Consider the following 26,620-nt stretch of genomic DNA (forward strand, 5'->3'; position numbering starts at 1 on the left):
GCGCCTCCCCTCGGGGAAGCGCGGCCGCCGCCGTTCGGATGGTGCGGCCGGGTGCTCAGGCACCCATGGCGTGCAGGCCGCCGTCCACGTGGACGATCTCGCCCGTGGTCTTCGGGAACCAGTCCGACAGCAGCGCGACGACGCCGCGGCCCGCCGGCTCCGGGTCGCTCATGTCCCACTCCAGCATGGAGCGGTGGTTCCAGGTGTCCGCCAGCTCGCCGAAGCCCGGGATGGACTTCGCGGCCATGGAGCCGAGGGGGCCGGCCGAGACCAGGTTGCAGCGGATGTTCTCCTTGCCCAGGTCGCGGGCGAGGTAGCGGCTGGTGGCCTCCAGGGCGGCCTTGGCCGGGCCCATCCAGTCGTACTGCGGCCAGGCGAACTGCGCGTCGAAGGTCAGGCCGACGACCGCCGCGCCCTCCGCCGGGAACAGCGGCTTGCAGGCCATGGTCAGCGACTTCAGCGAGAACGCCGAGACGTGCATGGCGGTGGCGACCGACTCGAACGGGGTGTTCAGGAAGTTGCCGCCGAGGGCGTCCTGCGGGGCGAAGCCGATCGAGTGGACGACGCCGTCGAGGCCGCCGAGCTCGTCGCGGACCAGCTGCTCCAGGCGGCCCAGGTGCTCGTCGTTCGTGACGTCGAGCTCGATGACCTTGACCGGCTTCGGGAGCTTCTTGGCGATGCGCTCGGTCAGGGTGGGCCGCGGCCACGCGGTGAGGATGACCTCGGCCCCCTGCTCCTGGGCCAGCTTGGCGACGTGGAAGGCGATGGAGGACTCCATCAGCACGCCGGTGACGAGGATCCGCTTGCCCTCGAGGATTCCGCTCATGGTGATCAGTGACCCATGCCCAATCCGCCGTCAACGGGAATGACGGCTCCGGTGATGTACGCGGCGTCGTCGGACGCCAGGAAGCTGACCGCTGCCGCGATCTCCTCGGGCTGCGCGTAGCGGGCGAGCGGCACGTTCGCCACGATGGCCGCGCGCTGCTCGTCGGTGAGCACCTTCGTCATGTCGGTGTCCACGAAACCGGGCGCGACGACGTTGAAGGTGATGTTGCGGGATCCCAGCTCGCGGGCGAGCGAGCGGGCGAAGCCGACCAGCGCCGCCTTGGAGGCCGCGTAGTTGGCCTGTCCGGCGGAGCCGAGGAGGCCCACGACCGAGGAGATCAGGACGACGCGGCCCTTCTTGGCGCGCAGCATGCCGCGGTTGGCGCGCTTGACGACGCGGAAGGTGCCGGTGAGGTTGGTGTCGACCACCGAGGTGAAGTCGTCCTCGGACATGCGCATCAGGAGCGTGTCCTTGGTGATGCCGGCGTTGGCCACCAGCACCTCGACGGCGCCGTGGGCGTCCTCGATCTCCTTGTAGGCCTGCTCCACCTGCTCGGAGTCGGTGATGTCGCAGCGGACCGCCAGGACGCCGAGTGCGGTGAGCTCCTCCGGCGGCTCGCCCGAGCGGTACGTGACCGCGACCTTGTCGCCGGCCTGTGCGAAGGCGCGGGCGATGGCGAGGCCGATGCCCCGGTTTCCTCCGGTGACGAGAACCGAGCGGCTCAACGGATCACCCTTTCGACTAGCGGTCTGAGTACCAGAAACCTATAGGCCCCGCAGGGAATGCGGAGAATCGATGTCCCACAGGGCCGTGCGACGGGCTCTGTCGAGTCCCTACAGAAAGGGGTAGGCACAAAAGCCCCGGGCGCGCCATGATCAGGGGGACCGGCCCCGACCTCGGGAGGAATTCCGTGCCCCATTCCATCGACGCGGCTTTCACCGCGCTGCCCCTGCGGGCGCTCGCCGACGCGGCGCTCGCCCGGGCCCGCGCGCTGGGCGCCGAGCATGCCGACTTCCGGCTGGAGCGGATCCGCAGCGCGTCCTGGCGGCTGCGGGACGCCAAGCCCTCCGGCGGGTCCGACACCACGGACCTGGGGTACGCGGTCCGCGTGGTGCACGGCGGTGCCTGGGGGTTCGCCTCCGGCGTGGACCTGACGATGGACGGCGCGGCGCGCGTGGCGTCCCAGGCAGTCGCCATGGCGAAGCTGTCCGCGCAGGTCATCAAGGCCGCCGGGTCCGACGAGCGGGTCGAGCTGGCCGAGGAGCCGGTGCACGCCGACAAGACGTGGATCTCCTCGTACGAGGTGGACCCCTTCTCCGTCCCGGACGCCGAGAAGGCCGCCCTGCTGGCCGACTGGAGCTCCCGCCTGCTCGCCGCGGACGGCGTGGCGCACGTGGACGCCTCGCTGCTCGCCGTGCACGAGAACAAGTTCTACGCGGACACGGCCGGCACCGTGACCACCCAGCAGCGGGTGCGGGTCCACCCGCAGCTCACCGCGGTCGCCGTGGACGGGCAGACCGGCGGCTTCGACTCCATGCGGACCATCGCGCCGCCCGTCGGCCGCGGCTGGGAGTACCTGACCGGCACCGGCTGGGACTGGGACGCCGAGCTGGAGCAGATCCCGGAGCTGCTCGCCGAGAAGATGCGCGCGCCCAGCGTCGAGGCGGGCCGCTACGACCTCGTGGTCGACCCCTCCAACCTGTGGCTCACCATCCACGAGTCGATCGGGCACGCCACCGAGCTGGACCGGGCGCTCGGCTACGAGGCGGCGTACGCGGGGACCTCCTTCGCCACGTTCGACCAGCTCGGCAAGCTCAGGTACGGCTCGTCGATCATGAACGTGACCGGCGACCGCACCGCCGAGCACGGCCTGGCCACCATCGGCTACGACGACGAGGGCGTCGAGGCGCAGAGCTGGGACCTGGTCCGCGAGGGCACCCTGGTCGGCTACCAGCTGGACCGGCGCATCGCGAAGCTGACCGGCCTGGGGCGGTCCAACGGCTGCGCCTTCGCCGACTCCCCCGGACACGTCCCCGTCCAGCGCATGGCGAACGTCTCGCTCCAGCCGGACCCGGGCGGCCTGTCGACGGAGGACCTGATCGGCGGGGTGGAGCGCGGCATCTACGTCGTCGGCGACCGCTCCTGGTCGATCGACATGCAGCGCTACAACTTCCAGTTCACGGGGCAGCGCTTCCACCGGATCGAGAACGGCAGGCTGGCCGGCCAGCTGCGCGACGTCGCGTACCAGGCGACGACCACCGAGTTCTGGGGGTCCATGGAGAAGGTCGGCGGCCCGCAGACCTACGTCCTGGGCGGCGCCTTCAACTGCGGCAAGGCGCAGCCGGGCCAGGTCGCCTCCGTCTCCCACGGCTGCCCGTCCGCGCTGTTCCGCGACGTGAACATCTTGAACACCACCCAGGAGGCCGGTCGCTGATGACCTCGAACCGCACGAAGCCGCACGAGATCGTCGAGCGGGCCCTGGAGCTGTCCACCGCCGACGGCTGCATCGTCATCGCCGACGAGGAGTCGACGGCCAACCTGCGCTGGGCCGGCAACACGCTCACCACCAACGGCGTGACCCGCGGCCGCACGCTGACCGTCATCGCCACGGTCGACGGGCGGGAGGGCACCGCCTCGGGGGTCGTGTCGCGCGCGGCCGTCACCGCCAACGACCTGGAGCCACTGGTCCGGGCAGCCGAGGCCGCCGCGCGCGACGCGGGCCCCGCGGAGGACGCGCAGCCGCTGGTCACGGGCACGCCCGCCTCGCCGGACTTCGCCGACGCCCCGGCCGAGACCTCCTCGTCGGTCTTCGCGGACTTCGCTCCGGCGCTCGGCGAGGCCTTCGCCCGGGCCCGGGCGGGCGGCCGCGAGCTGTACGGCTTCGCCAACCACGAGCTGGTCTCCACGTACGTCGGCACCTCGACCGGGCTGCGGCTGCGGCACGACCAGCCGAACGGCACGCTGGAGCTCAACGCGAAGTCCCCGGACCGGCAGCGCTCGGCGTGGGCCGGCCGCGGCACCCGGGACTTCAAGGACGTGGACCCGCTCGCGCTGGACGCGGAGCTCGCCGTGCGCCTGGGCTGGGCGGCGCGCCGCCACGACCTGCCGGCGGGCCGGTACGAGACGCTGCTCCCGCCGACGGCGGTGGCGGACCTGCTGATCTACCAGATGTGGTCGGCGGCGGCGCGGGACGCGGTGGAGGGCCGGACGGTGTTCTCCAAGCCGGGCGGCGGCACCCGGCTCGGTGAGCGTCTGTCCCGGCTGCCGCTGACCCTGCGCAGCGACCCGAACGCCCCGGGGCTGGAGTCGGCGCCGTTCGTGATCGCGCACAGCTCGGGCGACGACGCGTCGGTCTTCGACAACGGCCTGCCGGTGCCGGCGACCGACTGGATCAAGGACGGCGAGCTGGCCCGGCTGGCGACGACCCGGCACACCGCGGCCCTCACGGGCATGCCGCTCTCCCCCGGCTTCGGCAACCTGGTCCTGGACGGGGGCGGGGAGAAGTCGCTGGAGGAGATGGTCGCGGGCACGCAGCGGGGCCTGCTGCTGACCTGCCTGTGGTACATCCGCGAGGTCGACCCGGCGACGCTGCTGCTGACCGGCCTGACCCGGGACGGCGTCTACCTCGTGGAGGACGGGGAGGTCGTGGGCGAGGTGAACAACTTCCGGTTCAACGAGTCGCCGGTGGACCTGCTCTCGCGGGCCTCGGAGGCGGGACGGACCGAGAAGACGCTGCCGCGCGAGTGGAGCGACTGGTTCACCCGGGCCGCGATGCCGGCGCTGCGGATCCCGGACTTCAACATGAGCTCGGTCAGCAAGGGCGTCTGACCGTACGCGCCTGCCCGCCATCCGCCCGCCCGGCGGCTCCGGCGCCGCCGGGCGGCCGTCGGGAGGCGGCTCCCCGCCCGCCTAGACTGGCGGGGAAACCCTTCACCACCCTGTTGCACCTCGTTCAAGGAGAGTCACGACCGTGACGGACATCGTCGACGAACTGAAGTGGCGCGGGCTGTTCGCCCAGTCCACCGACGAAGAAGCGCTGCGCAAGGCGTTCGCGGACGGTCCGGTCACGTTCTATTGCGGCTTCGACCCGACGGCGGCGTCGCTGCACGTCGGGCACCTGGTGCAGGTCCTCACCGTGCGCCGGCTCCAGCAGGCCGGGCACCGGCCGCTGGCGCTGGTCGGCGGGGCCACCGGCCAGATCGGCGACCCGCGCCCGACGGCCGAGCGCACCCTGAACGACCCGGAGACGGTGGCGAACTGGGTCAACCGGCTGCGGACGCAGATCGAGCCGTTCCTGTCCTTCGAGGGCGGGAACGCGGCGGTCATGGTCAACAACCTGGACTGGACGGCGGGCCTGTCCGCCATCGAGTTCCTGCGGGACATCGGCAAGCACTTCCGCGTCAACAAGATGCTGACGAAGGACTCGGTGGCCCGCCGCCTGGAGTCGCAGGAGGGCATCAGCTACACCGAGTTCAGCTACCAGCTCCTCCAGGGCATGGACTTCCTGGAGCTGTACCGCCGGTACGGCTGCACCCTCCAGCAGGGCGGCTCCGACCAGTGGGGCAACCTGGTCGCCGGCCTCGACCTGATCCACAAGCTGGAGCCGCAGGCGCAGGTCCACGCGCTGGCGACGCCGCTGATGGTCAAGGCGGACGGCACCAAGTTCGGCAAGACCGAGAGCGGGGCCGTCTGGCTCGACCCGGAGATGACGACGCCGTACGCGTTCTACCAGTTCTGGCTGAACGTGGACGACCGGGACGTCTCCACCTACATGCGGATCCTGTCCTTCAAGTCCCGCGAGGAGCTGGAGGAGCTGGAGGCGCAGACCGCGGAGCGGCCGCAGGCCCGTGCCGCGCAGCGCGCGCTGGCGGAGGAGCTGACGACGCTGGTGCACGGCGCCGACCAGTGCGCCGCGGTCATCGCCGCGTCCAAGGCGCTGTTCGGGCAGGGCGAGCTGGCTGACCTGGACGAGGCCACGCTGGCCGCGGCCCTGTCCGAGCTGCCGCACGCCAAGGTGGCCGGGCTCGCCCCGGTCGTGGACCTGTTCGCGGAGACCGGCCTGGTCGCGAGCAAGTCGGCCGGCCGCCGCACCGTGAAGGAGGGCGGCGCCTACGTGAACAACGCGAAGGTGACCGCCGAGGACGCGGTCCCGGATGCGTCGGACCTGCTGCACGGGCGCTGGCTGGTACTGCGCCGGGGCAAGAAGAACCTGGCTGCGGTCGAGGTCACCGGCGCCTGACCCGGGGCAGGCGGCCGGCCCGTACGGGGCGCGGCGCAGGGGCCGGTCCGGACTCTCCGTCCGGGCCGGCCCCTGCCGTGTGCGCCCGGGGTGTCAGGTCGTGCGCTTGCTCCCGCCGCGCAGCGACATGTAGATCATGTCGCCGAGCCCGACGATGAGGACGGCGCCCGCGAGCTGGAGCAGGTGCCGGATCCAGTCGATGCCCGCGGTCTCCCGCACGCCGATCCAGCCCGCCACGGCGTTGCCGAGGATGGCGCCGGCGATGCCGAAGAGCGTGGTGAGCCAGAGCGGCTGGTGCTGCTTGCCCGGCAGGATCGCCCGCGCGATCAGGCCGAGCACGAAACCGACGATGATCGCCCACAACCACTGCATGTCGAGCCTCCTCAGGGCGCGTCGTGCGCATGTGGGCCCAGTTTCTGCCCGCCGGCCCCGGCCCGCATGTCGGGCGCGTCCTGGCGGGGCCACCCGGTCTGCGTACCGCCCGCGGGTCGGCGTACCGTAGGAGGGACCGGGCGGGAGCGTCCGGGAGTCGGATCGGGCGGTGGAGCGTGCTGCGGAAGAAGCGGAACGGGACCGAGGTCTTCCGGATCACGGGGGCCCGGCTGGGCCTCGACGAGGACGTGCGCGGCAGGCAGCGCCGGTACGTGATCTCGATGGTGATCAGGACCCTGTCGGTCGTGGCGACGGTGCTCCTGTGGAACGTGGAGCGCCACGTGGCGGTGGTGACGCTCGTGGCGGGCGCGCTGCTGCCGTACGTGGCGGTGGTCATCGCGAACGCCGGGCGCGAGTCGGCGCCGAAGCTGCCGTCGCACTTCATCCCCTCACCTGCGCGTCCGGCGCTGGAGGCGGGAAACCTCAGGAATAGCTCAGATCAATCATGAGGTTCCAGTGCACCGCACCGGGTCCTGCGTGACATACTGCCTACGCGCTCCGCATCCCCCGTCGGAGCGACGGACCGACGCCGGGCAGCTCCCCCCGTGGCTGCTCGGCGTCGCCATTTCCCGGGGCCGGTTTGTAGGGTTGTGCCGTGATCACCCCTGACGCGCCCGGCGCCCCCGACGTCCCCACCTGCTCCGCCAAGGGCTGCCGTGCCGCGGCCGTCTGGGTGCTGGCCTGGAACAACCCGAAGCTGCACACGCCGGAGCGGCGCAAGACGTGGCTCGCCTGCGAGGAGCACCGCGAGCACCTGTCGCAGTTCCTGGGGGTGCGCGGCTTCCTCAAGGACGTGGTGGCGCTCGGCGAGTGGGTGCAGCCGGAGGGCTCGGAGCGGCGGTAGCGCCTGGTGGCGGGTCAGCCGCCGATCGCCGACATGGGGCGGTCGGGCTGGAGGAAGGACGGGTCGTCGAGGCCGGAGCCGGCCTTCTTGCCCCACATCGCCGCCTTCCACAGGCCGGCGATCTCCTCGTCGCTCCCCCCGGAGCGCAGGGCTCCGCGCAGGTCCGACTCCTCGGTGGCGAACAGGCACGTCCTGACCTGGCCGTCGGCGGTGAGCCGGGTGCGGTCGCAGGCGCTGCAGAAGGGCCTGGTCACGGAGGCGATGACGCCGACGGTGGCCGGGCCGCCGTCGACGAGCCAGCGCTCGGCGGGTGCGGAGCCGCGCTCCTCGGCGCCTTCCGCGGTCAGCGTGAAGCGGGTGCGCAGGGACTCCAGGATGTCCCCGGCGGTGATCATCCCGTCGCGCTTCCAGCCGTGCTGCGCGTCCAGCGGCATCTGCTCGATGAAGCGGAGCTCGTAGTCGTGGGCGAGGGCCCAGGCCAGCAGGTCGGGGGCCTCGTCGTCGTTGAGGCCGGGCATCAGGACGGCGTTGACCTTGACGGGGGTCAGGCCGGCGTCGCGGGCGGCGGCCATCCCGTCGAGGACGTCGCGGTGGCGGTCGCGGCGGGTGAGGGCCTTGAAGACGTCGGGGCGCAGCGTGTCCAGGGAGACGTTCACCCGGTCCAGGCCGGCGGCCTTGAGTGCGCGGGCGGTCCGCGCGAGGCCTATGCCGTTGGTGGTCAGCGACATCTTCGGGCGGGGCTCCAGGGCCGCGCACTGCTCGACGATGCCGACGAGGCCGGGGCGCAGCAGGGGCTCGCCGCCGGTGAAGCGGACCTCGGTGACGCCGAGGCTGGTGACGGCTATGCGGATCAGCCGGACGATCTCGTCGTCGGTGAGCAGATCGGACTTGCCGAGCCATTGCAGGCCTTCTTCGGGCATGCAGTACGTGCAGCGCAGGTTGCACCGGTCGGTGAGCGAGACGCGCAGGTCCGTGGCCACGCGGCCGTAGGTGTCGAGAAGCACGGTGGGTCCCCTCCCCTGTCCGGTTCGTAGAGGTGTGCGCCGCGTCGGGTGGAGGATGCATGCGCTCGCTGTCGAGCCTACGCGAGAGAGGTGATCCGGCGGGATACCCGATCGGACGAGGTGGGGTGCGGCCGTGTCGTAGGGATGTACGACACGGCCGCGCCGGGCGGCCGGTCAGTGCGCTCCGGTGCCGGTGAGGGAGCGGACCTCCAGCTCGGCGAACTTCGCGGGGTCGGCCTTCTCCTTGGACAGGACGGTGCCGAGCCAGCCGAGGAGGAAGCCCAGCGGGATGGAGACGATGCCGGGGTTCTCCAGCGGGAACCAGTAGAAGTCGGCGTCCTTGAACATCGAGGTGGGCTTGCCCGAGACGACCGGGGAGAAGAGCACCAGGACGACGGAGGAGACGAGGCCGCCGTAGATCGACCACAGGGCGCCGCGGGTGGTGAACCGCTTCCAGAAGAGGCTGTAGAGGATCGTCGGCAGGTTGGCGGAGGCGGCGACCGCGAAGGCGAGCGCGACCAGGCCGGCGACGTTGAGGTCGCGGGCGAGGGCACCGAGGAAGATCGCGGCGGCGCCGATGACGACGGTGGACCAGCGGGCGGCGCGGACCTCCTCCTTCTCGGTGGCCTGCCCCTTGCGGATCACGTTGACGTACAGGTCGTGGGCGAACGACGAGGACGAGGCGAGGGTGAGGCCGGCGACGACGGCGAGGATGGTGGCGAAGGCCACGGCGGAGATCACGGCGAGCAGGACGGCGCCGCCGGTGGAGCCGGCGCCGCCGCCGAGTTCCTGGGCGACGAGCGGGGCCGCGGTGTTGCCGGCCTTGTTGGAGGCGATGATGTCGGTCCGCTCCAGCAGGGCGGCGGCGCCGAAGCCGAGGGCGATCGTCATCAGGTAGAAGGCGCCGATGATGCCGATGGCCCAGTTGACGGACTTGCGGGCGGCCTTGGCGGTGGGGACCGTGTAGAAGCGGATCAGGATGTGCGGCAGGCCGGCGGTGCCGAGGACGAGGGCGAGGCCGAGCGAGAGGAAGTCCAGCTTGCTCGTCGCGTCCTGGCCGTACTTGAGTCCCGGTTCGAGGAACGCGGCTCCCTGGCCGCTGTTCTCGGCGGCCTTGCCGAGCAGCTCGGAGACGTTGAAGTCGAACTTCAGCAGCACCAGGAAGGTGATCAGCAGGGCGCCCGCGATGAGCAGCACCGCCTTGATCATCTGGACCCAGGTGGTGCCCTTCATGCCGCCGATGGTCACGTACAGGATCATCAGGACGCCGACCAGGGCGACCACCGCGATCTTGCCGCCGTCGCTGGTGATGCCGAGCAGCAGCGAGACGAGGACGCCGGCGCCGGCCATCTGCGCGAGCAGGTAGAAGATCGACACGACGATGGTGGAGGTGCCGGCGGCGGTGCGCACGGGCCGCTGGCGCATCCGGAAGGCGAGGACGTCGCCCATCGTGTAGCGGCCGGAGTTGCGCAGCGGCTCGGCGACCAGCAGCAGCGCCACGAGCCAGGCGACGAGGAAGCCGATGGAGTACAGGAAGCCGTCGTAGCCGAAGAGGGCGATGGCTCCGGCGATGCCGAGGAAGGACGCGGCGGACATGTAGTCGCCGGAGATGGCCAGGCCGTTCTGGAAGCCGGTGAACTGGCGGCCGCCGGCGTAGAAGTCGGCGGCGCCGCGGGTCTGCCGGCCGGCCCAGACGGTGATGATCAGGGTGGCGACGACGAACAGCCCGAAGAGGGTGATGATCAGCGGCCGGTGGTCGCCGGCGCCGGAGGCGAGCACGGGGGAGGCCGCGGCGAGGTCGTGGGTGCTCATCGGCCGCTCTCCATCCGCGCCTTGATGGCGTCCGCCTTGGGGTCGAGCTTCGCGGCCGCGTGGCGCGCGTAGAGCCAGGCGATCAGGAACGTCGTGGCGAACTGGCCGAGGCCGAGTACGAGCGCGACGTTGACGTTCCCGAAGAGCCGGGTCCCCATGAGGCCGCCCGCGTAGTTCGACAGCAGCACGTACAGCAGGTACCAGGCGACGAAGGCCGCCGTCAGCGGGAAGGCGAAGGAGCGGTGGGAGCTGCGCAGGGCGGCGAACTCGGGGCTTTGCTGGACGGCCTCGAACTCTTCGGCGGTGGGGCTTGCCGCGGACGTTCCCGCGCCGCCGGGGGGCGGCGCTGCTTCGGTGGTCACGGGGGGCTCTCCTTGTGACGCGGGTGCAGTGGGGACGGACAAATCAACCTCCGGGTGGGGAGCGGGCGCGCCGTCCCCCCTGACAACGGCACGTACCGCGTGCGGCGGCGGTTCAACTCCGCCTGATTCTTTGGAAACTGATTCCTCGAACTGATGGCGCAAAGGCGAACACCGGCATTAGGTTCACGTGTCATGAACCCGTCGTCCTGCGCGACCGCGCGCGGACGACTTTTTCACGGATGATGTGGAGAACCCATGGCTCATCTGGGATCCGGCCGTCGGCGCCTCGCCGTTCCGGTCGGCCTGGCGCTCACCGCCTCGCTCGCCTTCCTGCCCTCGGCCGCGGCGTCCGCCGCACCGCTGGGCACCACGGCGGACAGCGCGGCGGCCAAGCAGACCACCGGCCCGAAGCTGTCCTACGTGGCGAACCTGACCGCGTACGGCACGGCGAAGCAGGCGAAGAAGGCCATCGAGCGCGCAGGCGGCACGGTGGTGACGTCCTACGACCAGATCGGCGTGGTCGTCGCGCACTCCCAGAACCCCGACTTCGCGAAGACCCTGCGCGCCCAGCGCAGCCTGTTCGTCTCGGTCGGCGCCACCCGCACGGCCCCCCTCACGGCGGCGAAGACCACCGACGAGGGCGCCACCCAGAAGCTGAGCGCGGCGGACGCCGCCAAGGCCGCCGCGGCGGCGCAGACGGGGCAGGAGCCGCTGGAGCCCAACCAGTGGGACCTGCGGACGATCAAGGCCGACCAGGCGCACAAGATCAACGATGGCAGCCCGGACGTCACCGTCGGCGTCATCGACACGGGTGTCGACGACACCCACCCCGATCTGGCCCCGAACTTCTCCCGGTCGCAGTCCGCCAACTGCGTCGGCGGCGTCGCGGACACCTCCGAGGGCGCCTGGCGCCCGTACCCGGACGGCAGCGACCACGGCACCCACGTGGCCGGCACCATAGCCGCGGCCCGCAACGGCGTCGGCATCGCCGGTGTGGCGCCCGGCGTCAAGGTCGCCGGCATCAAGGTGAGCGAGCCCGGTACCAGCCTCTTCTACACCGAGGCGGTCGTCTGCGGCTTCATGTTCGCCGCCGAGAAGGGGATCGAGGTGACCAACAACAGCTACTACGTCGACCCCTGGCTCTACAACTGCAAGTCGGACAGCGACCAGGGCGCGCTGGTGGAGGCCCTCACCCGCGCCACCCGCTACGCCGAGCGCAAGGGCGTCCTCAGCGTCGCCTCGGCCGGCAACTCGAACCACGACCTGGCGGCCGACTCGATCCTCGACGACTCCAGCCCGAACGACACCGCCCCCGGCCCGCGCACCATCGACCCGAGCACCTGCCTGGACCTGCCGACGCAGCTCCCCGGCGTCGTGACGGTCAGCGCCACCGGCGACAAGGGCCTCAAGTCGTACTACTCGACCTACGGCCTCGGCGTCGTGGACGTGGCGGCCCCCGGCGGCGACAAGTGGCAGGTCCCGGCCACCCCCGACGCCAACGGCCGCGTGCTGTCGACGGTCCTCGGCGGCGGCTGGGGCTACAAGCAGGGCACCTCGATGGCCGCCCCGCACGTGGCGGGCGTCGCGGCGCTGCTGAAGAGCGCCCACCCGAAGGCCACCCCGTCGCAGCTCCAGCGCATGCTGAAGTCGCAGGCCACCAAGGCGGACTGCCCGGCCCAGGTGTACGACGCCGCGGGCAACCTGGTGGACGCGACCACCTGCCAGGCCAAGTGGGGCCAGACGGGCTACTACGGCGCCGGCGTCGTGGACGCCCTCAAGGCCGTGAAGTAACCCCGCGCGCCACACCGCCCGCACCGCGGGCGGCGGAGGGGCCGGTCCGGGACCACTCCCGGGCCGGCCCCTCCGGCCGTCTCCGCCCGGGGCCTCAGGGCTTGATGAGCACCTTCAGCGCGCTGCGGTCGTCCATCGCGCGGTAGCCGTCCGGGACCCCGTCCAGGGAGACCGCCCGGTCGAAGACCGGCGCCGGGTCGATCGCGCCGCTCAGCACGTCCCCGAGCAGCTCCGGGATGTACGCGCGGACCGGCGCCACCCCGCCCCGCAGGCTGATGTTGCGGTCGAACATCACGTCGAGGTCGACGCCGGTGGCGCTGCCGTGCGGGACGCCGACGTAGCCGACGGACCCGCCGTCCCGGGCGATGCCGATCGCGGTGCGCATGGACTGCTCGGTGCCGACGGCCTCGATCACGGCGTGCGCGCCCTGGCCCCGCGTCAGCTCCCGTACGGCCGCCACGGCCGCCTCTCCGCGCTCCGCGACGATGTCCGTCGCCCCGAAGAGCCTGGCGATGTCGGTGCGGGCCGCGTGCCGGCCGAGCGCGATGATCCGCTCCGCGCCCAGCCGCCGGGCCGCGAGCACCCCGCACAGGCCGACGGCCCCGTCCCCGACCACGGCGACCGTGGCGCCCTTGCGGACTCCGGCGCCGAGCGCCGCGTGGTGCCCGGTCCCCATGACGTCCGACAGCGCCAGCAGGCCCGTCAGCAGGTGGTCGTCCGAGGCGGCCTCGGCGGGCAGCCTGACCAGGGTGCCGTCGGCGTGGGGCACGCGGACGGCCTCGCCCTGTCCGCCGTCGTGGCCGACGGACCCCCAGAAGCCGCCGTCCGCACAGGAGGTGTACAGCCCCTCGGAGCAGTGGTCGCAGGTGCCGTCGGACCACATGAAGGGCGCCACGACCAGGTCGCCGGCCCGCAGCCCGGACACCGCGGAGCCGGTCTCCTCCACGACGCCGAGGAACTCGTGGCCGATGCGCTGGCCGGGCACGCGCTGCGCCTCCCCGCGGTAGGCCCACAGGTCGCTGCCGCAGATGCAGGCGCGCAGGACGCGTACGACGGCGTCACCGGGGAGCCGGACCGCCGCGTCGGGCACCTCCTCCACGCGGATGTCGTGCGGGGCGTGGATGACGGTGGCGCGCATGCGGTCGGGCTCCTGGGTCAGGTGGGGGCGGGATCCCGGCGGCCACCGCCGGGTACGACCGTCCTACGGTACGCCCGGGCCCCGGCGAGGACGCCGCCGGCCAGCAGGTACTGGGCCGCCGAGTACGTCGCCATGATCCAGAAGTCCGGGCGGGGCGGCTGCGGCCAGGCGGCCACCCCGGTGGCGATCAGGGTGTCGGAGAGCAGGAACAGGGCGCCGCCGAGCCCGGCGCGCAGGCCGAACGCCCCCGAGCGGAACGCCATCGCGGTCAGCAGCAGGCTGTAGCAGGCGACGGGGATCCGCAGGTCGGCCGGAAGGTCGCCCCACAGCAGCCCGACGGTCCCGACGAGCGCGGCGGCGTACACGGCACCCAGCCAGGGGTGCGCCCTGCCGCGGCGGAAGAGCAGGAGGTAGCAGACGTGCCCGGCGGCGAAGGAGCCCATGCCGGCCAGGAAGGCGGGCTCGGCGTCGAAGAGCAGGGCGACGTCCCCGCCCCAGCCGAAGAGCAGCGCCGCGACCAGCAGGCGGGGGGCGCGGCGGGTGAGCGCGTACGCGGCGAGCAGCGGCATGAGCAGCGGCTTGGCGAGCACGTGCCCGGTGTCCCAGCCGGCGAGCAGCGAGGCGAGGTCGGCGGCCGCCGCGGCGGCGAAGGCGGCGAGGAGCAGGCGCCCGGCCCGCTCCCGGCCCACGGCGCCGGCCGGGCCGGGCCGGGGGCCCGGCTCCGCTCCCCCGGGGGCCGCGGCGCGGTCGGAGGGGGCGCTCACGCGGCCCGCTCGGGTGCGGGCGCGGCCGCGGGGGCTCCGGCGGCGGGCTCGGCGGGCGGCGGCGCGGGCTGCCAGCCGGGGCCGCCGAAGACACGGCCGGCGCGCTCGCGCCAGGTGCGGGCGGCGCGCACGTCACGGGCGATGGCGGCGTACTCGTGGGTGGCGACCCGCAGGGGGTTGTAGGTGGAGATGTTCTTCGTCAGCCCGTAGACGGGCCGCTCCTCCTCGCCGGCCCAGGAGCCGAACATGCGGTCCCAGACGATGAGGATGCCGCCGAAGTTGCGGTCGAGGTAGCCGCCCTGCGAGGCGTGGTGGACGCGGTGGTGGGAGGGCGTGTTGAAGACGTACTCGACCGGCCGGGGCAGCCTGCCGATGCGCTCGGTGTGGACCCAGAACTGGTAGGCGAGGTTGATGCCGTAGCAGAAGGGGATCGCGGCCGGGTGCACGCCGAGCGCCACCATGGGCAGGTAGAACCACCAGGTGGTGGCGCTCGTCCAGGGCTGGCGCAGGGCCGTGGTCAGGTTGAAGCGGCGGCTGCTGTGGTGGACGACGTGGCAGGCCCACAGGATGCGGACGACGTGGTGGCTGCGGTGCTGCCAGTAGTAGAGGAAGTCCTGGACGAGCAGCATCAGCAGGACCGTCCACCACAGGAACGGCACGCGCAGCGGGGTGAGTTCGTAGACGGCGGTGAAGACGGCGACGACGGGGATCTTCCACAGGAGGTCGAAGCCGATGCTGCCGAGCCCCATGGCGATGCTGGTGGCGGCGTCCTTGGCCTCGTACCCGGCGGCGTCCTCGTCGGGATGGAGGCGGTAGCTCACGGCTTCGATGACGGTGAGCAGCACGAAGGCGGGTATGGACCACAGCACCACATCGGGCAGGTTCGGCATGTCGGCACCATAGAGGCGCCTTCCGGGCCGCCGCTAGAGGTTGTTACCGATCGGTATCCATCGGGGTTACCACCGGTTCGCGGCGGGCGCCGCGGACGGTCCGGGCCGGCCTCCCGGGCGGCCTGCGGCGCGGAGCACGCGGGGGGCCGGGGGCTGACGGGGCGACAGGCCGGCGGCCGCGGAGGCGGACCGGGCGCCGCCGCGGGGGCGGGGGTGTCGGCGGGGGCCGATATCCTCTGTGACCATGCTCGACGACCGCACGACCGCAGAGACGACGTGGCCGGCCTCCTACCCCACCGGGTACGCGGTCGTCGACGTGGAGACGACCGGCCTCGCCCGCGACGACCGCATAGTCTCCGCAGCCGTCTACCGGCTCGACGCGCAGGGCGATGTGGAGGACCACTGGTACACGCTGGTCAACCCGCAGCGGGACCCGGGGCCGGTGTGGATCCACGGGCTGACCGGTGACATGCTCCGGGACGCGCCCCTCTTCGCGGACATCGCGGAGGAGTTCGCGAGCCGGCTCGACGGCCGGGTGCTCGTCGCGCACAACGCCATGTTCGACTGGCAGATGATCGCCCGCGAGTACGCGCGCGCCTCCGCGGCCGTCCCGGTCCGCCAGCGGCTGTGCACCATCGCCCTGTCGAAGGAGCTCGACCTCCCGCTGCCCAACCACAAGCTGGCCTCCCTCGCCGCGCACTTCGGGGTGGTCCAGGAGCACGCCCACCACGCCCTCGACGACGCCCGCGTCCTCGCCGAGGCGTTCCGCCCCTCGCTGCACGCGGCGGCCGCGGGAGGGGTGCGGCTGCCGCTGCTGGAGTGCCGCCCCCTGACGGAGTGGTCGGACTCCCCCGCCCCCGCGCGGATCGGCCGGCAGGCCTCGTACCGGGGCTCCTCCTGGCGGCCCGCACGCAAGCGGCCGGCCTGCCCGCACCCCAACCCGGGGCGCTTCGAGGACGGCAAGCCGCTCAAGCAGGGCATGCGGGTCGCCTTCTCGGGCGACACGTCCGTCGACCGCGAACTGCTGGAGGACCGCGCGGTGGAGGCCGGCCTGCACGTCGCGACGAGTGTGTCGCGGCTCACGAGCCTCCTCGTGACGAACGACCCCGACGCGGCGACCTCCAAGGTCGCCAAGGCGAGGGCGTACGGCACCCCCGTGGTCGACGAGGCGGCCTTCGCCCAGCTCCTGCGGGACGTGGCTGCGGCAGACGGGTGAGCCTCCGGCGACTCGCCCCGCGCCCGCTTCCGCGGCCCGCCCCGCGGACCCACCCTGTGGCGCATGGCACGTTGTGAGGTCTGCGGAAACGATTACGGCATGTCCTTCGAGGTCCATGCCCAGGGCGCGGTTCACGTCTTCGACTGCTTCGCCTGCGCCATCCACCGCATGGCGCCCATCTGCGAGCACTGCCGGGTCCAGATCATCGGGCAGGGCGTCGAGGTCGAGGGCCAGTGGTTCTGCGGGGCGCACTGCGCCCGCGCGGAGGGGAGGGTGGGCATCGTCGACCGCGTGTGACGTTCGCGGCACCGGTGCCCCGGACGGCCACCCGGCCGCCGGGGCCCCCTCCGCTGCGGGTACCGTCGGGGGCGTGTACCGCTTCGTCCTGACCCGGCAGTGGGTGTGCCTCACCCTCGTCGCCCTCGTCCTCATCCCCGTGATGGTCAAGCTCGGGTTCTGGCAGTACCACCGGCACGAGCGCCGGGTCGCGCAGAACGAGCTGATCGAGGCGAACCTGGCCGCCGAGCCGGTGCCCGTAGCCTCCGTCACCTCGCCCGGCCACCGCGTCCCGCGGGCCGACTGGTGGCGGGCCGTCACCGCCACCGGGACGTACGACACCGCGCACGAGGTCGTCGTCCGCATGCGGACCTCCCGGGACGACCGGATCGGCTTCCACGTGCTGACCCCCCTCCTGCTGGCCGACGGCCGGGCGGTGCTCGTCAACCGCGGCTGGGTGCCCGGCGGCGCGGACTCCCGCTCCCACCCGCAGGTTCCGCCGCCGCCCGCGGGCGAGGTGACGGTCACGGGCCGCCTCAAGGCCGACGAGACCAGCGGCCGCAGCGGCATCAAGGACCGCAAGGGGCTCCCGGACCGCCAGGTGATGCTCATCAACAGCGGGCAGCAGGCCGAGGCCCTGGGCCGGCCCGTGCTGGGCGGCTACCTCGAACTGACCGGCCCGCTGCCGGCCGGCGGCGCGCCGGAGGGCATCGGCGATCCCGACCACGACTCGATCGGCGCCCACATGGCGTACGCGGTGCAGTGGTGGCTGTTCGCGGCGGGGGTCCCCGTCGGCTGGGCCGTCCTGGTGCGGCGCGAGCGGCGCGACCGGGAGGCCGCCGCCCGGGCGGAGGCGGAGACCGCCGGGCGGGAGACGGCTCCGGCGGCGTAGGGTCTGCCGCATGGATCTTGGACTGAAGGACCGTGTCTACATCGTCACCGGAGCCACCCGCGGGCTCGGCCTCGCGGCGGCCCGCGAGCTGGCGGCCGACGGGGCGAAGGTGGTGCTGACGGGCCGGGACCCGGAGCGCGCCGCCGCGGCCGCGGCCGGCCTCGGAGCGAACGCGGTCGGAGTCGGCGCCGACAACGCCGATCCGCAGAGCGCCGCCCGGCTCGTCGCCGCGGCGAAGGCGCACTTCGGACGGCTCGACGGCATCCTGATCAGCGTCGGCGGCCCGGCGCCCGGCAGGACCGCGGACAACACCGACGAGCAGTGGACCGCCGCCTTCGAGACGGTGTTCCTCGGCGCCGTGCGGCTCGCGCGGACCGCCGCGGCCGAGCTCGGCGAGGGCGGCGTCATCGCGTTCGTCCTGTCCGGCTCCGTGCACGAGCCGATCCCCGGGCTGACCATCTCCAACGGGCTGCGGCCCGGCCTGGCGGGCTTCGCGAAGTCGCTGTCGGTCGAGCTCGGGCCGAAGGGCGTCCGGGTCCTCGGCCTGCTGCCCGCCCGGATCGACACCGACCGCGTCCGGGAGCTGGACGCCCTGTCGGGGGACGCGGCCGCGGCGCGCGCCGCGAACGAGGCCCGCATCCCGCTGGGGCGCTACGGCACCCCGGAGGAGTTCGGCCGGACCGCGGCGTTCATGCTCTCGCCCGCGGCCTCCTACCTGACGGGCGTCATGCTGCCGGTCGACGGCGGGTTCCGGCACGGCTTCTGACGGGCCTACGCGTCAGGCGACCCTGCGGGCCCGGTGCGCCGGCACGCCGAAGCGGACGTCCGCCGCCAGGGAGGGCAGCCCCGACGAGGCGCGCGCCCGGCCGAGCACCGGCCCGGCCACTGCGGCCAGCACGTCCGCGGGCACGGCGTGCGGCTCCAGGTCCAGCAGGAGCCGCAGGCCGGGGGCGCCGCGGCGGCGCCGCAGGGAGACCCTGCACCGCGCGACCCCCTCCAGCGCGCCGGCCTCGGCGGCCACCGCCTCCTCCAGGGCCCGCCCGCGCAGCACCGCGAAGGCGCCGTCGCCGGTGTCGACGGCCACCGACGGCAGCCGCCGGCTCCGCAGCTGGGACAGCAGCCACCACAGCGCGAGCAGGACGCACACCGCGAGGCCCGCGTAGACCGCCCACTGCGTCCAGCCCTCGACCGGCCAGAGGCGGTTGCGCGTCGGCGCGGCCAGCAGCGGCCGGTACCGCCCGCCGAGCGGCGGCGCGGCCGCGAACACCACGGCCGCGGCGGCGAGGAGCAGCAGCCCGGCGAGGCCGAGCAGGATCCGGTTGACCGTCCCGAGCACCGGCTTCACCTCTTCCCGGCCGCGGCCCTCGCGACCCGGACCCGCGGGTGCGGCGGGTGCGCGAGGGCCAGTTCGCCGATGCCTGAAGCGAGGACCCGCTCCAGGTCGGCCCGTACGTCGTCCAGTTCGCGGAAGTGCGAGGTGGCGGCCACGGCGACGCGGCGCCGGCGGACCCGGACCTTCGCGGACCGCACGCCCGGCACCTCCATGACGCGGTCCCGGAGCACCCGGGCGGCGTCCCGGCGGCCGATCCCGGCCCGGACCGCGTCGGCGGGGGCCCCGCCGCTGTCACCGGCCGCCTCCGCCGCGGGCTTCTGCGCCGGCTCCTGCGCGGGCTCCGGCGCCGGGGGCAGCATCATCAGCACACGGCGCAGCCCGGGAGCGAGGGCCAGCAGCAGGAGCACGGCCCCGATCACGGCCAGGACACCGGCGGCCACGAGCACTTCGGGGTCGGCGGGTGCGTACCGTCCGAGGGCGTCCGCGAGGGCGCGGCGCCACTGCAGCGCGGACCGCCCGGCCTGTACGGCGGCCAGGTCGTACAGGAGCAGGCCGGCCGCGGCGAGCAGGGCGAGTGCGAGGAGCGCGGCGGGGAGCCGCCGCGCCGACCGGAACCGCCGGACCGGGCGCCGCGGGGCCGGCGAGGCGGGTGCCGTCACCGCGGCTTCCGTTGCAGGGCGGCGCCGGGCGTGCCCGGCGGGTGCAGTTGCTCGATGTCGATGTCGACCTCCGGGACGGACATGGCGGCGCACTCCTCGATGCGGCGGACGACCCGGCTTCGGACGGCGGCGCACTGGGCGCCGAGGTCGGAAGGGTAGCCGAGCTCCAGGCTGATGCGGACCCGCGCGACGTCGTGGTGGACGGTGACCGTGGCGTGCGGGGCGGCGGGCTGCCCCCGGCCCGCGATCCGCGGCTGCCCGCCGGAACCGCGGGCCAGCGCCTCGCGCGCGGCCTGGGCGGCGATCTTCGCGACGACCCGGTCGGCGATGTGGGTCGCCCCGCGCTCGGCGGGCGGGACCGGGGGCGGCGTCGGCCGCGGTGTGCTCACCGGGGCCCCCTGCCGTGGCCGCGCGGCCGGAACAGTTCGCCGGGGTCGAGGTCCCCGTCCAGGAAGCGGCCGGCGACGAAACCGACCGCGCCCAGGGCTGCGACCAGCAGAAACGCCCCGAAACCGCCGAAGTATCCGGCGAAGGCGAGGGCCATGCCGGCGAAGAGGCCGACGACAGCCATCCTCATGCGGCCTCCTTCCTACTGGATCCGGGGCTCCGGCTCGTCGTCGGGGTCGTCGGGCAGTTTGACGTCGCTGACGGCGATGTTGACCTCGACGACCTCCAGGCCCGTCATCCGCTCGACGGATGCGATGACGTTCTCCCGGACGGCGCCGGCGACGTCGCGGATGGCCACGCCGTACTCGACGACGATCTCCAGGTCGAGGGCGGTCTGCACTTCGCCGACCTCGGCCTTGACGCCCCGCGTGACGGACTGCTTGGACCCGCCGGGAACGCGTTCGCGGACGGCTCCGATAGTGCGGGACATACCGCTGCCGCTGCCCATGGCGTGGACGCCGTCGACCTCGCGGGCCGCCATTCCGGCGATCTTCTCGACCACGCCGTCGGCAATGCTCGTACGGCCGCGTTCCGCGGGAGCGCGGGCGGCGCCCCCGACTGAGGATTCACTCATCGCAGATCCCTTCGGGCGGATTGATCCCCTTTGCACCACCGTAAGCGCGGCGGCGCGAAGGCGCTCCGGGACTACGCCGGACGGCTGGATGCGTCCGGCGGCCTCAGTCGGCCTTGAGGTCGGAGCGTGATCCGCGACAGGGCCCGTGCGGCCGCGGCCGGTCCCGGCACGGGGGTGCGGGACCGGCGGGGCCGTTCGGGAGGCGAGGTCAGTCGGAGAGGCCGGCCAGGTCGCGCAGGCGGCGGGCCTGGGCGGCGCGCTCGGCGGCGCGCTGCTCGTCGTGGCTGCGGGACTGGGCCTCGCGCAGCAGGGCCTTGGTCTCGATGACGGCGTCGCGCGGCGGGGCGACGAGGGCCGTGGTGAGGTCCCTGACCGCGGCGTCGAGTTCGTCCGCGGGCACGACGAGGTTGGCGAGCCCGATCCGCTCGGCCTCCTCGGCGTGCACGAAGCGGCCCGTCGCGCAGATCTCCAGCGCGCGGGCGTAGCCGACGAGCGAGGTCAGGGGCTGTGTCCCGGCCAGGTCGGGCACGAGTCCGAGGCTGGTCTCGCGCATGGCGAACTGCACGTCGTCGGCGACGACGCGGAGGTCGCAGGCCAGCGCGAGCTGGAAGCCGGCGCCGATGGCGTGGCCCTGCACGGCGGCGATGGAGACGATGTCGTTGCGCCGCCACCAGGTGAACGCCTCCTGGTATGCGGCGATGGTGGAGTCGAGCACCTCGTCCGACCCGCGGGCGAGGTCGAGGAAGGACGGTTCGCCCTCGAAGCCCTCGGGGGTGAACGCCTGCCGGTCGAGCCCCGCGGAGAAGGACCTGCCCTCACCGCGCAGTACCACGACCCGGACGGTGCCGGGCAGCGACCGTCCGGCCTCCGTCAACGCCCGCCAGAGCGCAGGGGACTGGGCGTTCCGCTTGGCCGGATTGGTCAGTGTCACCGTGGCGACGGCGTCGTCCACGGTGAGCCGTACGCCGTCCTTGTCGAGCAGAGCCATCTGGGTGCCTCCGGTGTGCAGTCGGCCGCGGTGTCGGCCTAAGTGACTGCACAGTAACCACCCGGTCGGCCGTTCGACCGGCCGGGGGGTCACCGAAGGAACCGCGGTGCAGGCATGAAGGCGCCGCTGGTCCGGACCCCGGACCTGCGGCCGGGGTCACCGATTCAGATCGAAGCCGCTTTCTTGCCGCGCGTCGCGCCACCGCGGCCGCGCAGCACGACTCCGGACTCGCTGAGCATCCGGTGGACGAACCCGTAGGACCGGCCGGTTTCCTCGGCCAGCGCCCGGATGCTCGCACCGGAGTCGTACTTCTTCTTCAGGTCTGCCGCGAGCTTGTCGCGCGCGGCGCCGGTCACCCGGCTGCCCTTCTTCAGAGTCTCGGCCACCCGTGCCTCCTCATGGGAAGTGCGCTCTGGACTTCTCATGATCACCCCTCCCCGGCTTCCTGGCCACCCATTCAGCAAGGTCGGTACGACGGCATTTCCCGGGGCGTGGACACCCAAGCGGAACGGAACTCCTGCTTCCGCTGCATGACGTCCGTCACATCCGCCCGACGGCGCGAGGAATCTCCAGGTCAGGAGCGGCACACAGGAAAAACGAAGCCCCGGCGCGGCACCGCGTGCGGCGCGACCGGGGGCATCGTCCAGAGCACAGCGGTACGAAACCGTCTCACTCAGATGATGGAGAAAGACCTGGGCCGAATGATCGACAAGGAACTGGATCAGTCCGCGGCCGGGGGTCAGGCGAGGGCGACGAGGTCCCGGTAGTCCGGGCCCCACAGGTCCTCCACGCCGTCCGGGAGCAGGATGATCCGCTCCGGCTCCAGCGCGTCGACCGCCCCCTCGTCGTGCGTGACGAGGATGACGGCGCCCTTGTAGGTGCGCAGCGCGCCGAGGATCTCCTCACGGCTGGCCGGGTCGAGGTTGTTGGTGGGCTCGTCGAGGAGGAGCACGTTCGCCGAGGAGACGACCAGCGTCGCGAGCGCGAGGCGGGTCTTCTCACCGCCGGAGAGCACCCCGGCCGGCTTGTCCACGTCGTCGCCGGAGAACAGGAACGAGCCGAGCGTCTTGCGGACGTCGACCAGATCCAGGTCCGGCGCTGCGGAGCGCATGTTCTCCAACACCGTGCGGTCCGGGTCGAGGGTCTCGTGCTCCTGTGCGTAGTACCCGAGCTTGAGGCCGTGGCCGGGGGTGACGGCGCCGGTGTCGGGCTTCTCCGCGCCCGCCAGCAGGCGCAGCAGGGTCGTCTTGCCGGCGCCGTTGAGGCCGAGGATGACGACGCGGGAGCCCTTGTCGATGGCCAGGTCGACGTCGGTGAAGATCTCCAGCGAGCCGTATGACTTCGACAGGCCCTCGGCGGTCAGCGGGGTCTTGCCGCAGGGCGCCGGATCCGGGAAGCGCAGCTTGGCGACCTTGTCCTGGGCGCGCACGGCCTCCAGGCCGGACAGCAGGCGGTCGGCGCGCTTGGCCATGTTCTGCGCGGCGACGGTCTTGGTGGCCTTGGCGCGCATCTTGTCGGCCTGGGCGTTGAGGGCCGCGGCCTTCTTCTCGGCGTTCTGGCGCTCGCGCTTGCGGCGCTTCTCGTCGGCCTCGCGCTGCTGCTGGTAGAGCTTCCAGCCCATGTTGTAGACGTCGATGACCGAGCGGTTGGCGTCCAGGTAGAAGACCTTGTTGACGACCGTCTCGACGAGGTCGACGTCGTGGGAGATCACGATGAAGCCGCCGCGGTACGTCTTCAGGTAGTCCCGCAGCCAGATGATCGAGTCGGCGTCGAGGTGGTTGGTCGGCTCGTCGAGGAGCAGCGTGTCGGCGTCCGAGAAGAGGATCCGGGCGAGCTCGACGCGGCGGCGCTGACCGCCGGAGAGGGTGTGCAGGGGCTGCCCGAGGACGCGGTCGGGCAGGCCGAGGGCGGCCGAGATGGTCGCGGCTTCGGACTCGGCTGCGTACCCGCCCTTGGTGAGGAACTCGGTCTCCTGGCGCTCGTACTGGCGCAGGGCCTTCTCGCGGGTGGCGCCCGAGCCGGTGGCGATGCGGTCCTCGTTGGCGCGCATCTTCCTGATCAGCACGTCGAGGCCGCGGGCCGAGAGGATCCGGTCGCGGGCGAGGACGTCGAGGTCGCCGGTGCGCGGGTCCTGCGGCAGGTAGCCGACCTCGCCCGAGCGGGTGATGCTGCCCGCGGCGGGCTGCCCCTCCCCTGCGAGACACTTGGTGAGGGTGGTCTTGCCTGCTCCGTTGCGGCCGACCAGGCCGATGCGGTCGCCCTTGGCGACGCGGAAGGAAGCGGACTCGATGAGGATGCGGGCGCCGGCGCGCAGCTCGATGCCGGTGGCGGTGATCACGGAAATACTCCAGGGCGGTGGGAACGGCGGAAGGGGGCGGGGGCGAGCTTCGACGCCGCTAATCCGCGAGGAGATTTGCCATGGAGGTCAGTCTACCGGGGGTGCGCAACCACTTTTCGGGCCGCCGGGCCCGGAGCGCGTGCCGGCGGGAACGGGGCCATACTCGCCGCAGGGGCGGCGGCCGGTGGACGCGAGGGCGGTGCTGCATGCAGTTCGACGACGACGCCAGGCTCGACACCTCCGGGGTCAAGGACCTGCGCGGGCGCCGCATCCCCGGAGGGCGGGCGACGGTCGGCGGCGGCATCGCCGGGATCCTCGCACTCGTGATCGGCCTGCTCTTCGGCGTCGGGCCCGACCAGCTCGGGCTGACCGGCGAACCCGAGCCGGGCGCTGGTGCCGCGACGGTCGGCGAGGTGCAGAGGTCCTGCCTGACCGGGCGGGACGCCAACACCCGCGAGGACTGCCGGACGGCCGCGGTCGTGCGGAGCGCGCAGGACTTCTGGGGCCAGGAGTTCGCCCGGCGCTCCGGACGCTACTCCCCCGCCTCGACGGTGCTCTTCACCGGCCGCGTGGACAGCGCGTGCGGGAGCGCCACGGCCGCGGTGGGCCCGTTCTACTGCCCGGCCGACCGGCAAGTCTACCTGGACATGGACTTCTTCGACGACCTGCGGACCAGGCTCGGCGCCACCGGCGGGCCCTTCGCGCAGGCGTACGTCGTCGCCCACGAGTACGGGCACCACGTGCAGAACCTGACGGGCACCCTCCGACGGGCCGAGGACGGCCGGCAGGGCGCGGGCAGCAACGCGGTGCGGACCGAGCTGCAGGCCGACTGCTACGCCGGGGTGTGGGCCCGCAACGCGGTCCGCACCCCCGACTCGGCCACGGGCCGGCCCCTGCTGCGCGCGGTGACCGGGCAGGACATCGCCGAGGCGCTCGACGCGGCGGCCGCGGTCGGCGACGACCGCATCCAGGCGCGCTACGAGGGCCGGGTCAACCCGGAATCCTGGACCCACGGGTCCGCCCGCGAGCGGCAGCAGTGGTTCTCCGAGGGCTACCGGACGGGCGACATGGCCCGCTGCGACACGTTCCGCTGACCCGGGGCGCCACGGCCGCCTCGGCGCGGCCCGAAGCCGCCGCCGGGGGACGGGGGCTTCGGGGCCGCTGCGCGGAGCCGGTTCCCCGGCCCGCCCGGGCGCTCACACGCCGCGCGGGCCTGACACCGCCCCGCCGGCGCTTCGGGCGCGGGGGCAGCCCGGGTCATTCGCCGCCCGTGTGGACCTGGAACGCGGCCCGGCGGACCGCCTTGGCCAGGGACGGGTCCGGGTGGGCGGCGGCCAGGGCGACGAGAACCTGCACCGTGCGGGGGTGGCCGACGGCGCGGACCTCCTCCAGGAGCCTCGGCACGGTGGTCCGCACCGCCGAGTCCAGGTGGCGGGCCAGCAGCTCCGCCTCCCCGTGGTCGGCGATGGCGGCGGCGGTGTCCACCCAGAGCCAGGTGGACTCCTCGGGGGTGAGCACGTCCTGGGCCTCGTCGGGGTCGACGCCGTCGTGCTCGGCGAGCCAGAGCAGCGCGTACGGCCGCAGGGCGGGCTCCCGGGAGGCGGCCCGGACCTCGGGTTCGGCGGGGGCGCCGACGACGCGGAGTGCCTCGAAGGCGAGGCCGCGCAGGAGGGCGTCGTCGCCGCGGGCGGCGTCCAGCAGTTCGGCGACGGCGTGGCCCACGGGCCGGGCGGCAAGCCAGGCCCGGTACTCGGCGCGGGCCGGGCCGGGGGTCAGTCCGGCGCAGCCGTGCAGCATGGCGGCGGCGGACTGCTCGATGTTGCCGGCGGGGCTCTGCGCGGCCACGCAGATCTGCTCCAGCTTGACCCAGACGGCCCAGCTGCCGAGCGGGGTCAGCGAGGCCCGGGCGGGGCCGAGGGCGACGGCGTCGACGGCGGCGAGGCCGCCCAGGGCCCAGCGCAGCAGCCGGGCGAGGGGCCCGGGGCCGGTCGCGGCGTCCCCGGCGGGGTCGGGAGCGGGGGCGGGGGCGGGCTGGGGGCCGTAGGGGACCTCGCACCGCTCGTCCCGGAGTTCCGTGACGCGCTGGCCGAGGAGGTCGAGCAGGTCGGGGACGGTGACGGGGCCGGCGGACAGCTGGAGCAGGGAGAGCAGCTGCGGCATCGCCTCGACGACTTCGGCGACGACCGAGGGTGCGATGTCGGCGGGGGCGGGGTGCACGAGCGACCAGGCGTCGAAGAGGGCGACCCAGCCGCGCAGCACGGCGGTGTCGTCGCGGTCCCAGGCGCGCAGCCGCCAGCCGGGCCGGGCGTGGCCGCCGTGAACCTCGACGAGTCCGGCGAGGCGGGCGCGGTCCCAGCCGGCCCGGATCTGCCCGTGCGTCAGCCGCAGGTCGGCGGCGGCCCGTTCGACGTCCGCGGCGGGCAGCGCGCCGGCCGGTGCGGGCCGGTTGCCGTCGCCCGCGCCGAGGTTGGCCTCGGCCCAGCGGGCGAGCCGCACCGCGTCGGCGAGGGACGCCCGCGCCCGGTGGGCGAGTTCGGCCGTGCCGGGGGTGCCCGCCGGGGGCCGGGAGGCCGGCCGGGTGCGCCGGTCGGTCACCGCCTTGCGGGCGGTCGCGACCGAGCGCGGGGAGACGAGTCGGAGTCTGGAGTCGCGAACCAACTGCTCATCAGGCTTTCGGGACGTCACGGAGGAAGTCTCGCCCGTCACCGGCCGAAAGCCCAAACGGAACCGGCTGCCATCGACAGTCGATACCGGGACAGAGCAGGCATATGCCCTGTCGTCGTGCCCGCGCGGCC

Annotated in this window: 29 protein-coding genes; 11 read left to right on the top strand and 18 right to left on the bottom strand. The window is 73.4% G+C overall.

All coding sequences use genetic code 11. The annotated features are described in order from the left end of the window. Positions 1-55: 55 nt before the first annotated feature. Together fabI and fabG are read right to left on the bottom strand one after the other, a co-directional pair. Positions 56-826: an enoyl-ACP reductase FabI gene (fabI, locus tag C0216_RS22375; RefSeq protein WP_114057006.1), complete on the bottom strand. Its 771-nt coding sequence runs from the start codon at positions 824-826 to the stop codon at positions 56-58. 5 nt (positions 827-831) lie between these two features. Continuing rightward, positions 832-1,551 carry a 3-oxoacyl-[acyl-carrier-protein] reductase gene (gene fabG, locus C0216_RS22380; protein WP_114057007.1) on the bottom strand — a complete coding sequence of 240 codons (720 nt, stop codon included), beginning with the start codon at positions 1,549-1,551 and terminating at the stop codon, positions 832-834. A 146-nt stretch (positions 1,552-1,697) separates the two neighbouring features. Between fabG and C0216_RS22385 the strand changes: the two genes are divergently transcribed. From C0216_RS22385 to tyrS, 3 genes are all read left to right on the top strand, one after another. Continuing rightward, positions 1,698-3,260 (top strand): TldD/PmbA family protein, encoded by a 1,563-nt coding sequence (locus C0216_RS22385; protein WP_428985449.1) that lies wholly within the window; start codon positions 1,698-1,700, stop codon positions 3,258-3,260. Then, positions 3,260-4,654, top strand: a complete 1,395-nt coding sequence (locus C0216_RS22390; RefSeq protein ID WP_114057009.1) for a metallopeptidase TldD-related protein — start codon at positions 3,260-3,262, stop codon at positions 4,652-4,654. Before C0216_RS22385 ends, C0216_RS22390 begins: the two co-directional genes overlap by 1 nt. 142 nt (positions 4,655-4,796) lie before the next feature. Next, the gene (gene tyrS / locus C0216_RS22395; RefSeq protein WP_114057010.1) at positions 4,797-6,065 is read left to right on the top strand and encodes a tyrosine--tRNA ligase; all 1,269 of its coding nucleotides are present in this window, start codon (positions 4,797-4,799) and stop codon (positions 6,063-6,065) included. 93 nt (positions 6,066-6,158) lie between these two features. Here the strand turns inward: tyrS and C0216_RS22400 are convergent, their stop codons facing one another. After that, positions 6,159-6,437, bottom strand: coding sequence for a GlsB/YeaQ/YmgE family stress response membrane protein (locus tag C0216_RS22400; protein WP_114057011.1), 279 nt, complete (start codon positions 6,435-6,437; stop codon positions 6,159-6,161). A gap of 176 nt (positions 6,438-6,613) precedes the next feature. On the opposite strand from C0216_RS22400, the gene C0216_RS22405 reads away from it, so the two are divergent. Together C0216_RS22405 and C0216_RS22410 are read left to right on the top strand one after the other, a co-directional pair. Beyond that, the gene (locus tag C0216_RS22405; RefSeq protein ID WP_428985450.1) at positions 6,614-6,946 is read left to right on the top strand and encodes a DUF3099 domain-containing protein; all 333 of its coding nucleotides are present in this window, start codon (positions 6,614-6,616) and stop codon (positions 6,944-6,946) included. Positions 6,947-7,092: 146 nt separating this feature from the next. After that, positions 7,093-7,341, top strand: a complete 249-nt coding sequence (locus tag C0216_RS22410; RefSeq protein WP_114057013.1) for a hypothetical protein — start codon at positions 7,093-7,095, stop codon at positions 7,339-7,341. Positions 7,342-7,355: 14 nt separating this feature from the next. On the opposite strand, the gene moaA is transcribed toward C0216_RS22410, so the two are convergent. The 3 genes from moaA to C0216_RS22425 form a co-directional block, all read right to left on the bottom strand. Then, a complete protein-coding gene (gene moaA / locus C0216_RS22415; RefSeq protein WP_114057014.1) occupies positions 7,356-8,345 on the bottom strand; it encodes a GTP 3',8-cyclase MoaA in 990 nt (329 codons plus the stop codon). 174 nt (positions 8,346-8,519) lie between these two features. Continuing rightward, positions 8,520-10,157, bottom strand: coding sequence for a solute symporter family protein (locus C0216_RS22420; protein WP_114057015.1), 1,638 nt, complete (start codon positions 10,155-10,157; stop codon positions 8,520-8,522). Continuing rightward, on the bottom strand, positions 10,154-10,519 hold the full coding sequence (locus tag C0216_RS22425; RefSeq protein WP_114057016.1) for a DUF485 domain-containing protein: 366 nt from the start codon (positions 10,517-10,519) through the stop codon (positions 10,154-10,156). The genes C0216_RS22420 and C0216_RS22425 overlap by 4 nt, the downstream gene beginning before the upstream one ends. Before the next feature lie 255 nt (positions 10,520-10,774). Here C0216_RS22425 and C0216_RS22430 point away from each other — a divergent pair, with 255 nt between their 5' ends. Beyond that, positions 10,775-12,310 carry a S8 family serine peptidase gene (locus C0216_RS22430; RefSeq protein WP_114057017.1) on the top strand — a complete coding sequence of 512 codons (1,536 nt, stop codon included), beginning with the start codon at positions 10,775-10,777 and terminating at the stop codon, positions 12,308-12,310. Positions 12,311-12,404: 94 nt separating this feature from the next. On the opposite strand, the gene C0216_RS22435 is transcribed toward C0216_RS22430, so the two are convergent. From C0216_RS22435 to C0216_RS22445, 3 genes are read right to left on the bottom strand one after another with little or no spacing between them, the layout of a single operon-like run. Then, complete coding sequence (locus C0216_RS22435) at positions 12,405-13,448, bottom strand: zinc-dependent alcohol dehydrogenase family protein (protein WP_114057018.1); 1,044 nt, start codon at positions 13,446-13,448, stop codon at positions 12,405-12,407. A 17-nt stretch (positions 13,449-13,465) separates the two neighbouring features. Continuing rightward, positions 13,466-14,212 carry a lysoplasmalogenase gene (locus tag C0216_RS22440; protein WP_114057019.1) on the bottom strand — a complete coding sequence of 249 codons (747 nt, stop codon included), beginning with the start codon at positions 14,210-14,212 and terminating at the stop codon, positions 13,466-13,468. Then, a complete protein-coding gene (locus tag C0216_RS22445) occupies positions 14,209-15,102 on the bottom strand; it encodes a sterol desaturase family protein (RefSeq protein WP_114057020.1) in 894 nt (297 codons plus the stop codon). Before C0216_RS22445 ends, C0216_RS22440 begins: the two co-directional genes overlap by 4 nt. Before the next feature lie 244 nt (positions 15,103-15,346). On the opposite strand from C0216_RS22445, the gene C0216_RS22450 reads away from it, so the two are divergent. The 4 genes from C0216_RS22450 (at position 15,347) to C0216_RS22465 (ending at position 18,252) form a co-directional block, all read left to right on the top strand. Then, the gene (locus tag C0216_RS22450) at positions 15,347-16,318 is read left to right on the top strand and encodes a DEDDh family exonuclease (RefSeq protein ID WP_114058844.1); all 972 of its coding nucleotides are present in this window, start codon (positions 15,347-15,349) and stop codon (positions 16,316-16,318) included. Positions 16,319-16,381: 63 nt separating this feature from the next. After that, the gene (locus C0216_RS22455) at positions 16,382-16,615 is read left to right on the top strand and encodes a hypothetical protein (protein WP_114057021.1); all 234 of its coding nucleotides are present in this window, start codon (positions 16,382-16,384) and stop codon (positions 16,613-16,615) included. Positions 16,616-16,688: 73 nt separating this feature from the next. Beyond that, on the top strand, positions 16,689-17,486 hold the full coding sequence (locus C0216_RS22460) for an SURF1 family cytochrome oxidase biogenesis protein (RefSeq protein WP_114057022.1): 798 nt from the start codon (positions 16,689-16,691) through the stop codon (positions 17,484-17,486). Between the two features lie 10 nt (positions 17,487-17,496). After that, positions 17,497-18,252 carry an SDR family oxidoreductase gene (locus tag C0216_RS22465; RefSeq protein ID WP_114057023.1) on the top strand — a complete coding sequence of 252 codons (756 nt, stop codon included), beginning with the start codon at positions 17,497-17,499 and terminating at the stop codon, positions 18,250-18,252. 12 nt (positions 18,253-18,264) lie between these two features. Here C0216_RS22465 and amaP read toward each other — a convergent pair whose 3' ends face one another. The 8 genes from amaP to C0216_RS22505 form a co-directional block, all read right to left on the bottom strand. Then, complete coding sequence (gene amaP / locus C0216_RS22470; protein ID WP_342777126.1) at positions 18,265-18,822, bottom strand: alkaline shock response membrane anchor protein AmaP; 558 nt, start codon at positions 18,820-18,822, stop codon at positions 18,265-18,267. Positions 18,823-18,827: 5 nt separating this feature from the next. Further along, positions 18,828-19,478, bottom strand: a complete 651-nt coding sequence (locus tag C0216_RS22475; protein WP_114057025.1) for a DUF6286 domain-containing protein — start codon at positions 19,476-19,478, stop codon at positions 18,828-18,830. Continuing rightward, entirely contained in the window at positions 19,475-19,867 is a 393-nt protein-coding gene (locus C0216_RS22480; RefSeq protein ID WP_114057026.1) for an Asp23/Gls24 family envelope stress response protein, read from the bottom strand. Before C0216_RS22480 ends, C0216_RS22475 begins: the two co-directional genes overlap by 4 nt. Further along, positions 19,864-20,055 carry a hypothetical protein gene (locus C0216_RS22485; RefSeq protein ID WP_114057027.1) on the bottom strand — a complete coding sequence of 64 codons (192 nt, stop codon included), beginning with the start codon at positions 20,053-20,055 and terminating at the stop codon, positions 19,864-19,866. Before C0216_RS22485 ends, C0216_RS22480 begins: the two co-directional genes overlap by 4 nt. 12 nt (positions 20,056-20,067) lie before the next feature. After that, positions 20,068-20,499, bottom strand: coding sequence for an Asp23/Gls24 family envelope stress response protein (locus C0216_RS22490; protein ID WP_114057028.1), 432 nt, complete (start codon positions 20,497-20,499; stop codon positions 20,068-20,070). Between the two features lie 208 nt (positions 20,500-20,707). Then, on the bottom strand, positions 20,708-21,487 hold the full coding sequence (locus C0216_RS22495) for an enoyl-CoA hydratase/isomerase family protein (RefSeq protein ID WP_114057029.1): 780 nt from the start codon (positions 21,485-21,487) through the stop codon (positions 20,708-20,710). A gap of 164 nt (positions 21,488-21,651) precedes the next feature. Then, positions 21,652-21,873 (bottom strand): helix-turn-helix domain-containing protein, encoded by a 222-nt coding sequence (locus tag C0216_RS22500; protein ID WP_179175146.1) that lies wholly within the window; start codon positions 21,871-21,873, stop codon positions 21,652-21,654. A gap of 353 nt (positions 21,874-22,226) precedes the next feature. Continuing rightward, positions 22,227-23,825 carry an ABC-F family ATP-binding cassette domain-containing protein gene (locus C0216_RS22505; RefSeq protein ID WP_114057030.1) on the bottom strand — a complete coding sequence of 533 codons (1,599 nt, stop codon included), beginning with the start codon at positions 23,823-23,825 and terminating at the stop codon, positions 22,227-22,229. Positions 23,826-24,031: 206 nt separating this feature from the next. Between C0216_RS22505 and ypfJ the strand changes: the two genes are divergently transcribed. Then, positions 24,032-24,919 carry a KPN_02809 family neutral zinc metallopeptidase gene (gene ypfJ, locus C0216_RS22510; RefSeq protein WP_114057031.1) on the top strand — a complete coding sequence of 296 codons (888 nt, stop codon included), beginning with the start codon at positions 24,032-24,034 and terminating at the stop codon, positions 24,917-24,919. Between the two features lie 163 nt (positions 24,920-25,082). Here the strand turns inward: ypfJ and C0216_RS22515 are convergent, their stop codons facing one another. Continuing rightward, a complete protein-coding gene (locus tag C0216_RS22515) occupies positions 25,083-26,510 on the bottom strand; it encodes a hypothetical protein (RefSeq protein WP_428985451.1) in 1,428 nt (475 codons plus the stop codon). Between the last annotated feature and the right edge of the window lie 110 nt (positions 26,511-26,620).

The sequence above is a fragment of the Streptomyces globosus genome (genome assembly GCF_003325375.1).
In the GTDB taxonomy this organism is placed as follows: domain Bacteria; phylum Actinomycetota; class Actinomycetes; order Streptomycetales; family Streptomycetaceae; genus Streptomyces; species Streptomyces globosus_A.

Coding starts and splice junctions, on each gene's coding strand:
- fabI (WP_114057006.1), bottom strand. CDS start 826: ATGAGCGGAATCCTCGAGGGCAAGCGGATCCTCGTCACCGGCGTGCTG.
- C0216_RS22385 (WP_428985449.1), top strand. CDS start 1,698: ATGATCAGGGGGACCGGCCCCGACCTCGGGAGGAATTCCGTGCCCCAT.
- C0216_RS22390 (WP_114057009.1), top strand. CDS start 3,260: ATGACCTCGAACCGCACGAAGCCGCACGAGATCGTCGAGCGGGCCCTG.
- C0216_RS22400 (WP_114057011.1), bottom strand. CDS start 6,437: ATGCAGTGGTTGTGGGCGATCATCGTCGGTTTCGTGCTCGGCCTGATC.
- C0216_RS22420 (WP_114057015.1), bottom strand. CDS start 10,157: ATGAGCACCCACGACCTCGCCGCGGCCTCCCCCGTGCTCGCCTCCGGC.
- C0216_RS22430 (WP_114057017.1), top strand. CDS start 10,775: ATGGCTCATCTGGGATCCGGCCGTCGGCGCCTCGCCGTTCCGGTCGGC.
- C0216_RS22435 (WP_114057018.1), bottom strand. CDS start 13,448: ATGCGCGCCACCGTCATCCACGCCCCGCACGACATCCGCGTGGAGGAG.
- C0216_RS22445 (WP_114057020.1), bottom strand. CDS start 15,102: ATGCCGAACCTGCCCGATGTGGTGCTGTGGTCCATACCCGCCTTCGTG.
- C0216_RS22450 (WP_114058844.1), top strand. CDS start 15,347: ATGCTCGACGACCGCACGACCGCAGAGACGACGTGGCCGGCCTCCTAC.
- C0216_RS22455 (WP_114057021.1), top strand. CDS start 16,382: ATGGCACGTTGTGAGGTCTGCGGAAACGATTACGGCATGTCCTTCGAG.
- C0216_RS22465 (WP_114057023.1), top strand. CDS start 17,497: ATGGATCTTGGACTGAAGGACCGTGTCTACATCGTCACCGGAGCCACC.
- C0216_RS22485 (WP_114057027.1), bottom strand. CDS start 20,055: ATGAGGATGGCTGTCGTCGGCCTCTTCGCCGGCATGGCCCTCGCCTTC.
- C0216_RS22490 (WP_114057028.1), bottom strand. CDS start 20,499: ATGAGTGAATCCTCAGTCGGGGGCGCCGCCCGCGCTCCCGCGGAACGC.
- C0216_RS22495 (WP_114057029.1), bottom strand. CDS start 21,487: ATGGCTCTGCTCGACAAGGACGGCGTACGGCTCACCGTGGACGACGCC.
- ypfJ (WP_114057031.1), top strand. CDS start 24,032: ATGCAGTTCGACGACGACGCCAGGCTCGACACCTCCGGGGTCAAGGAC.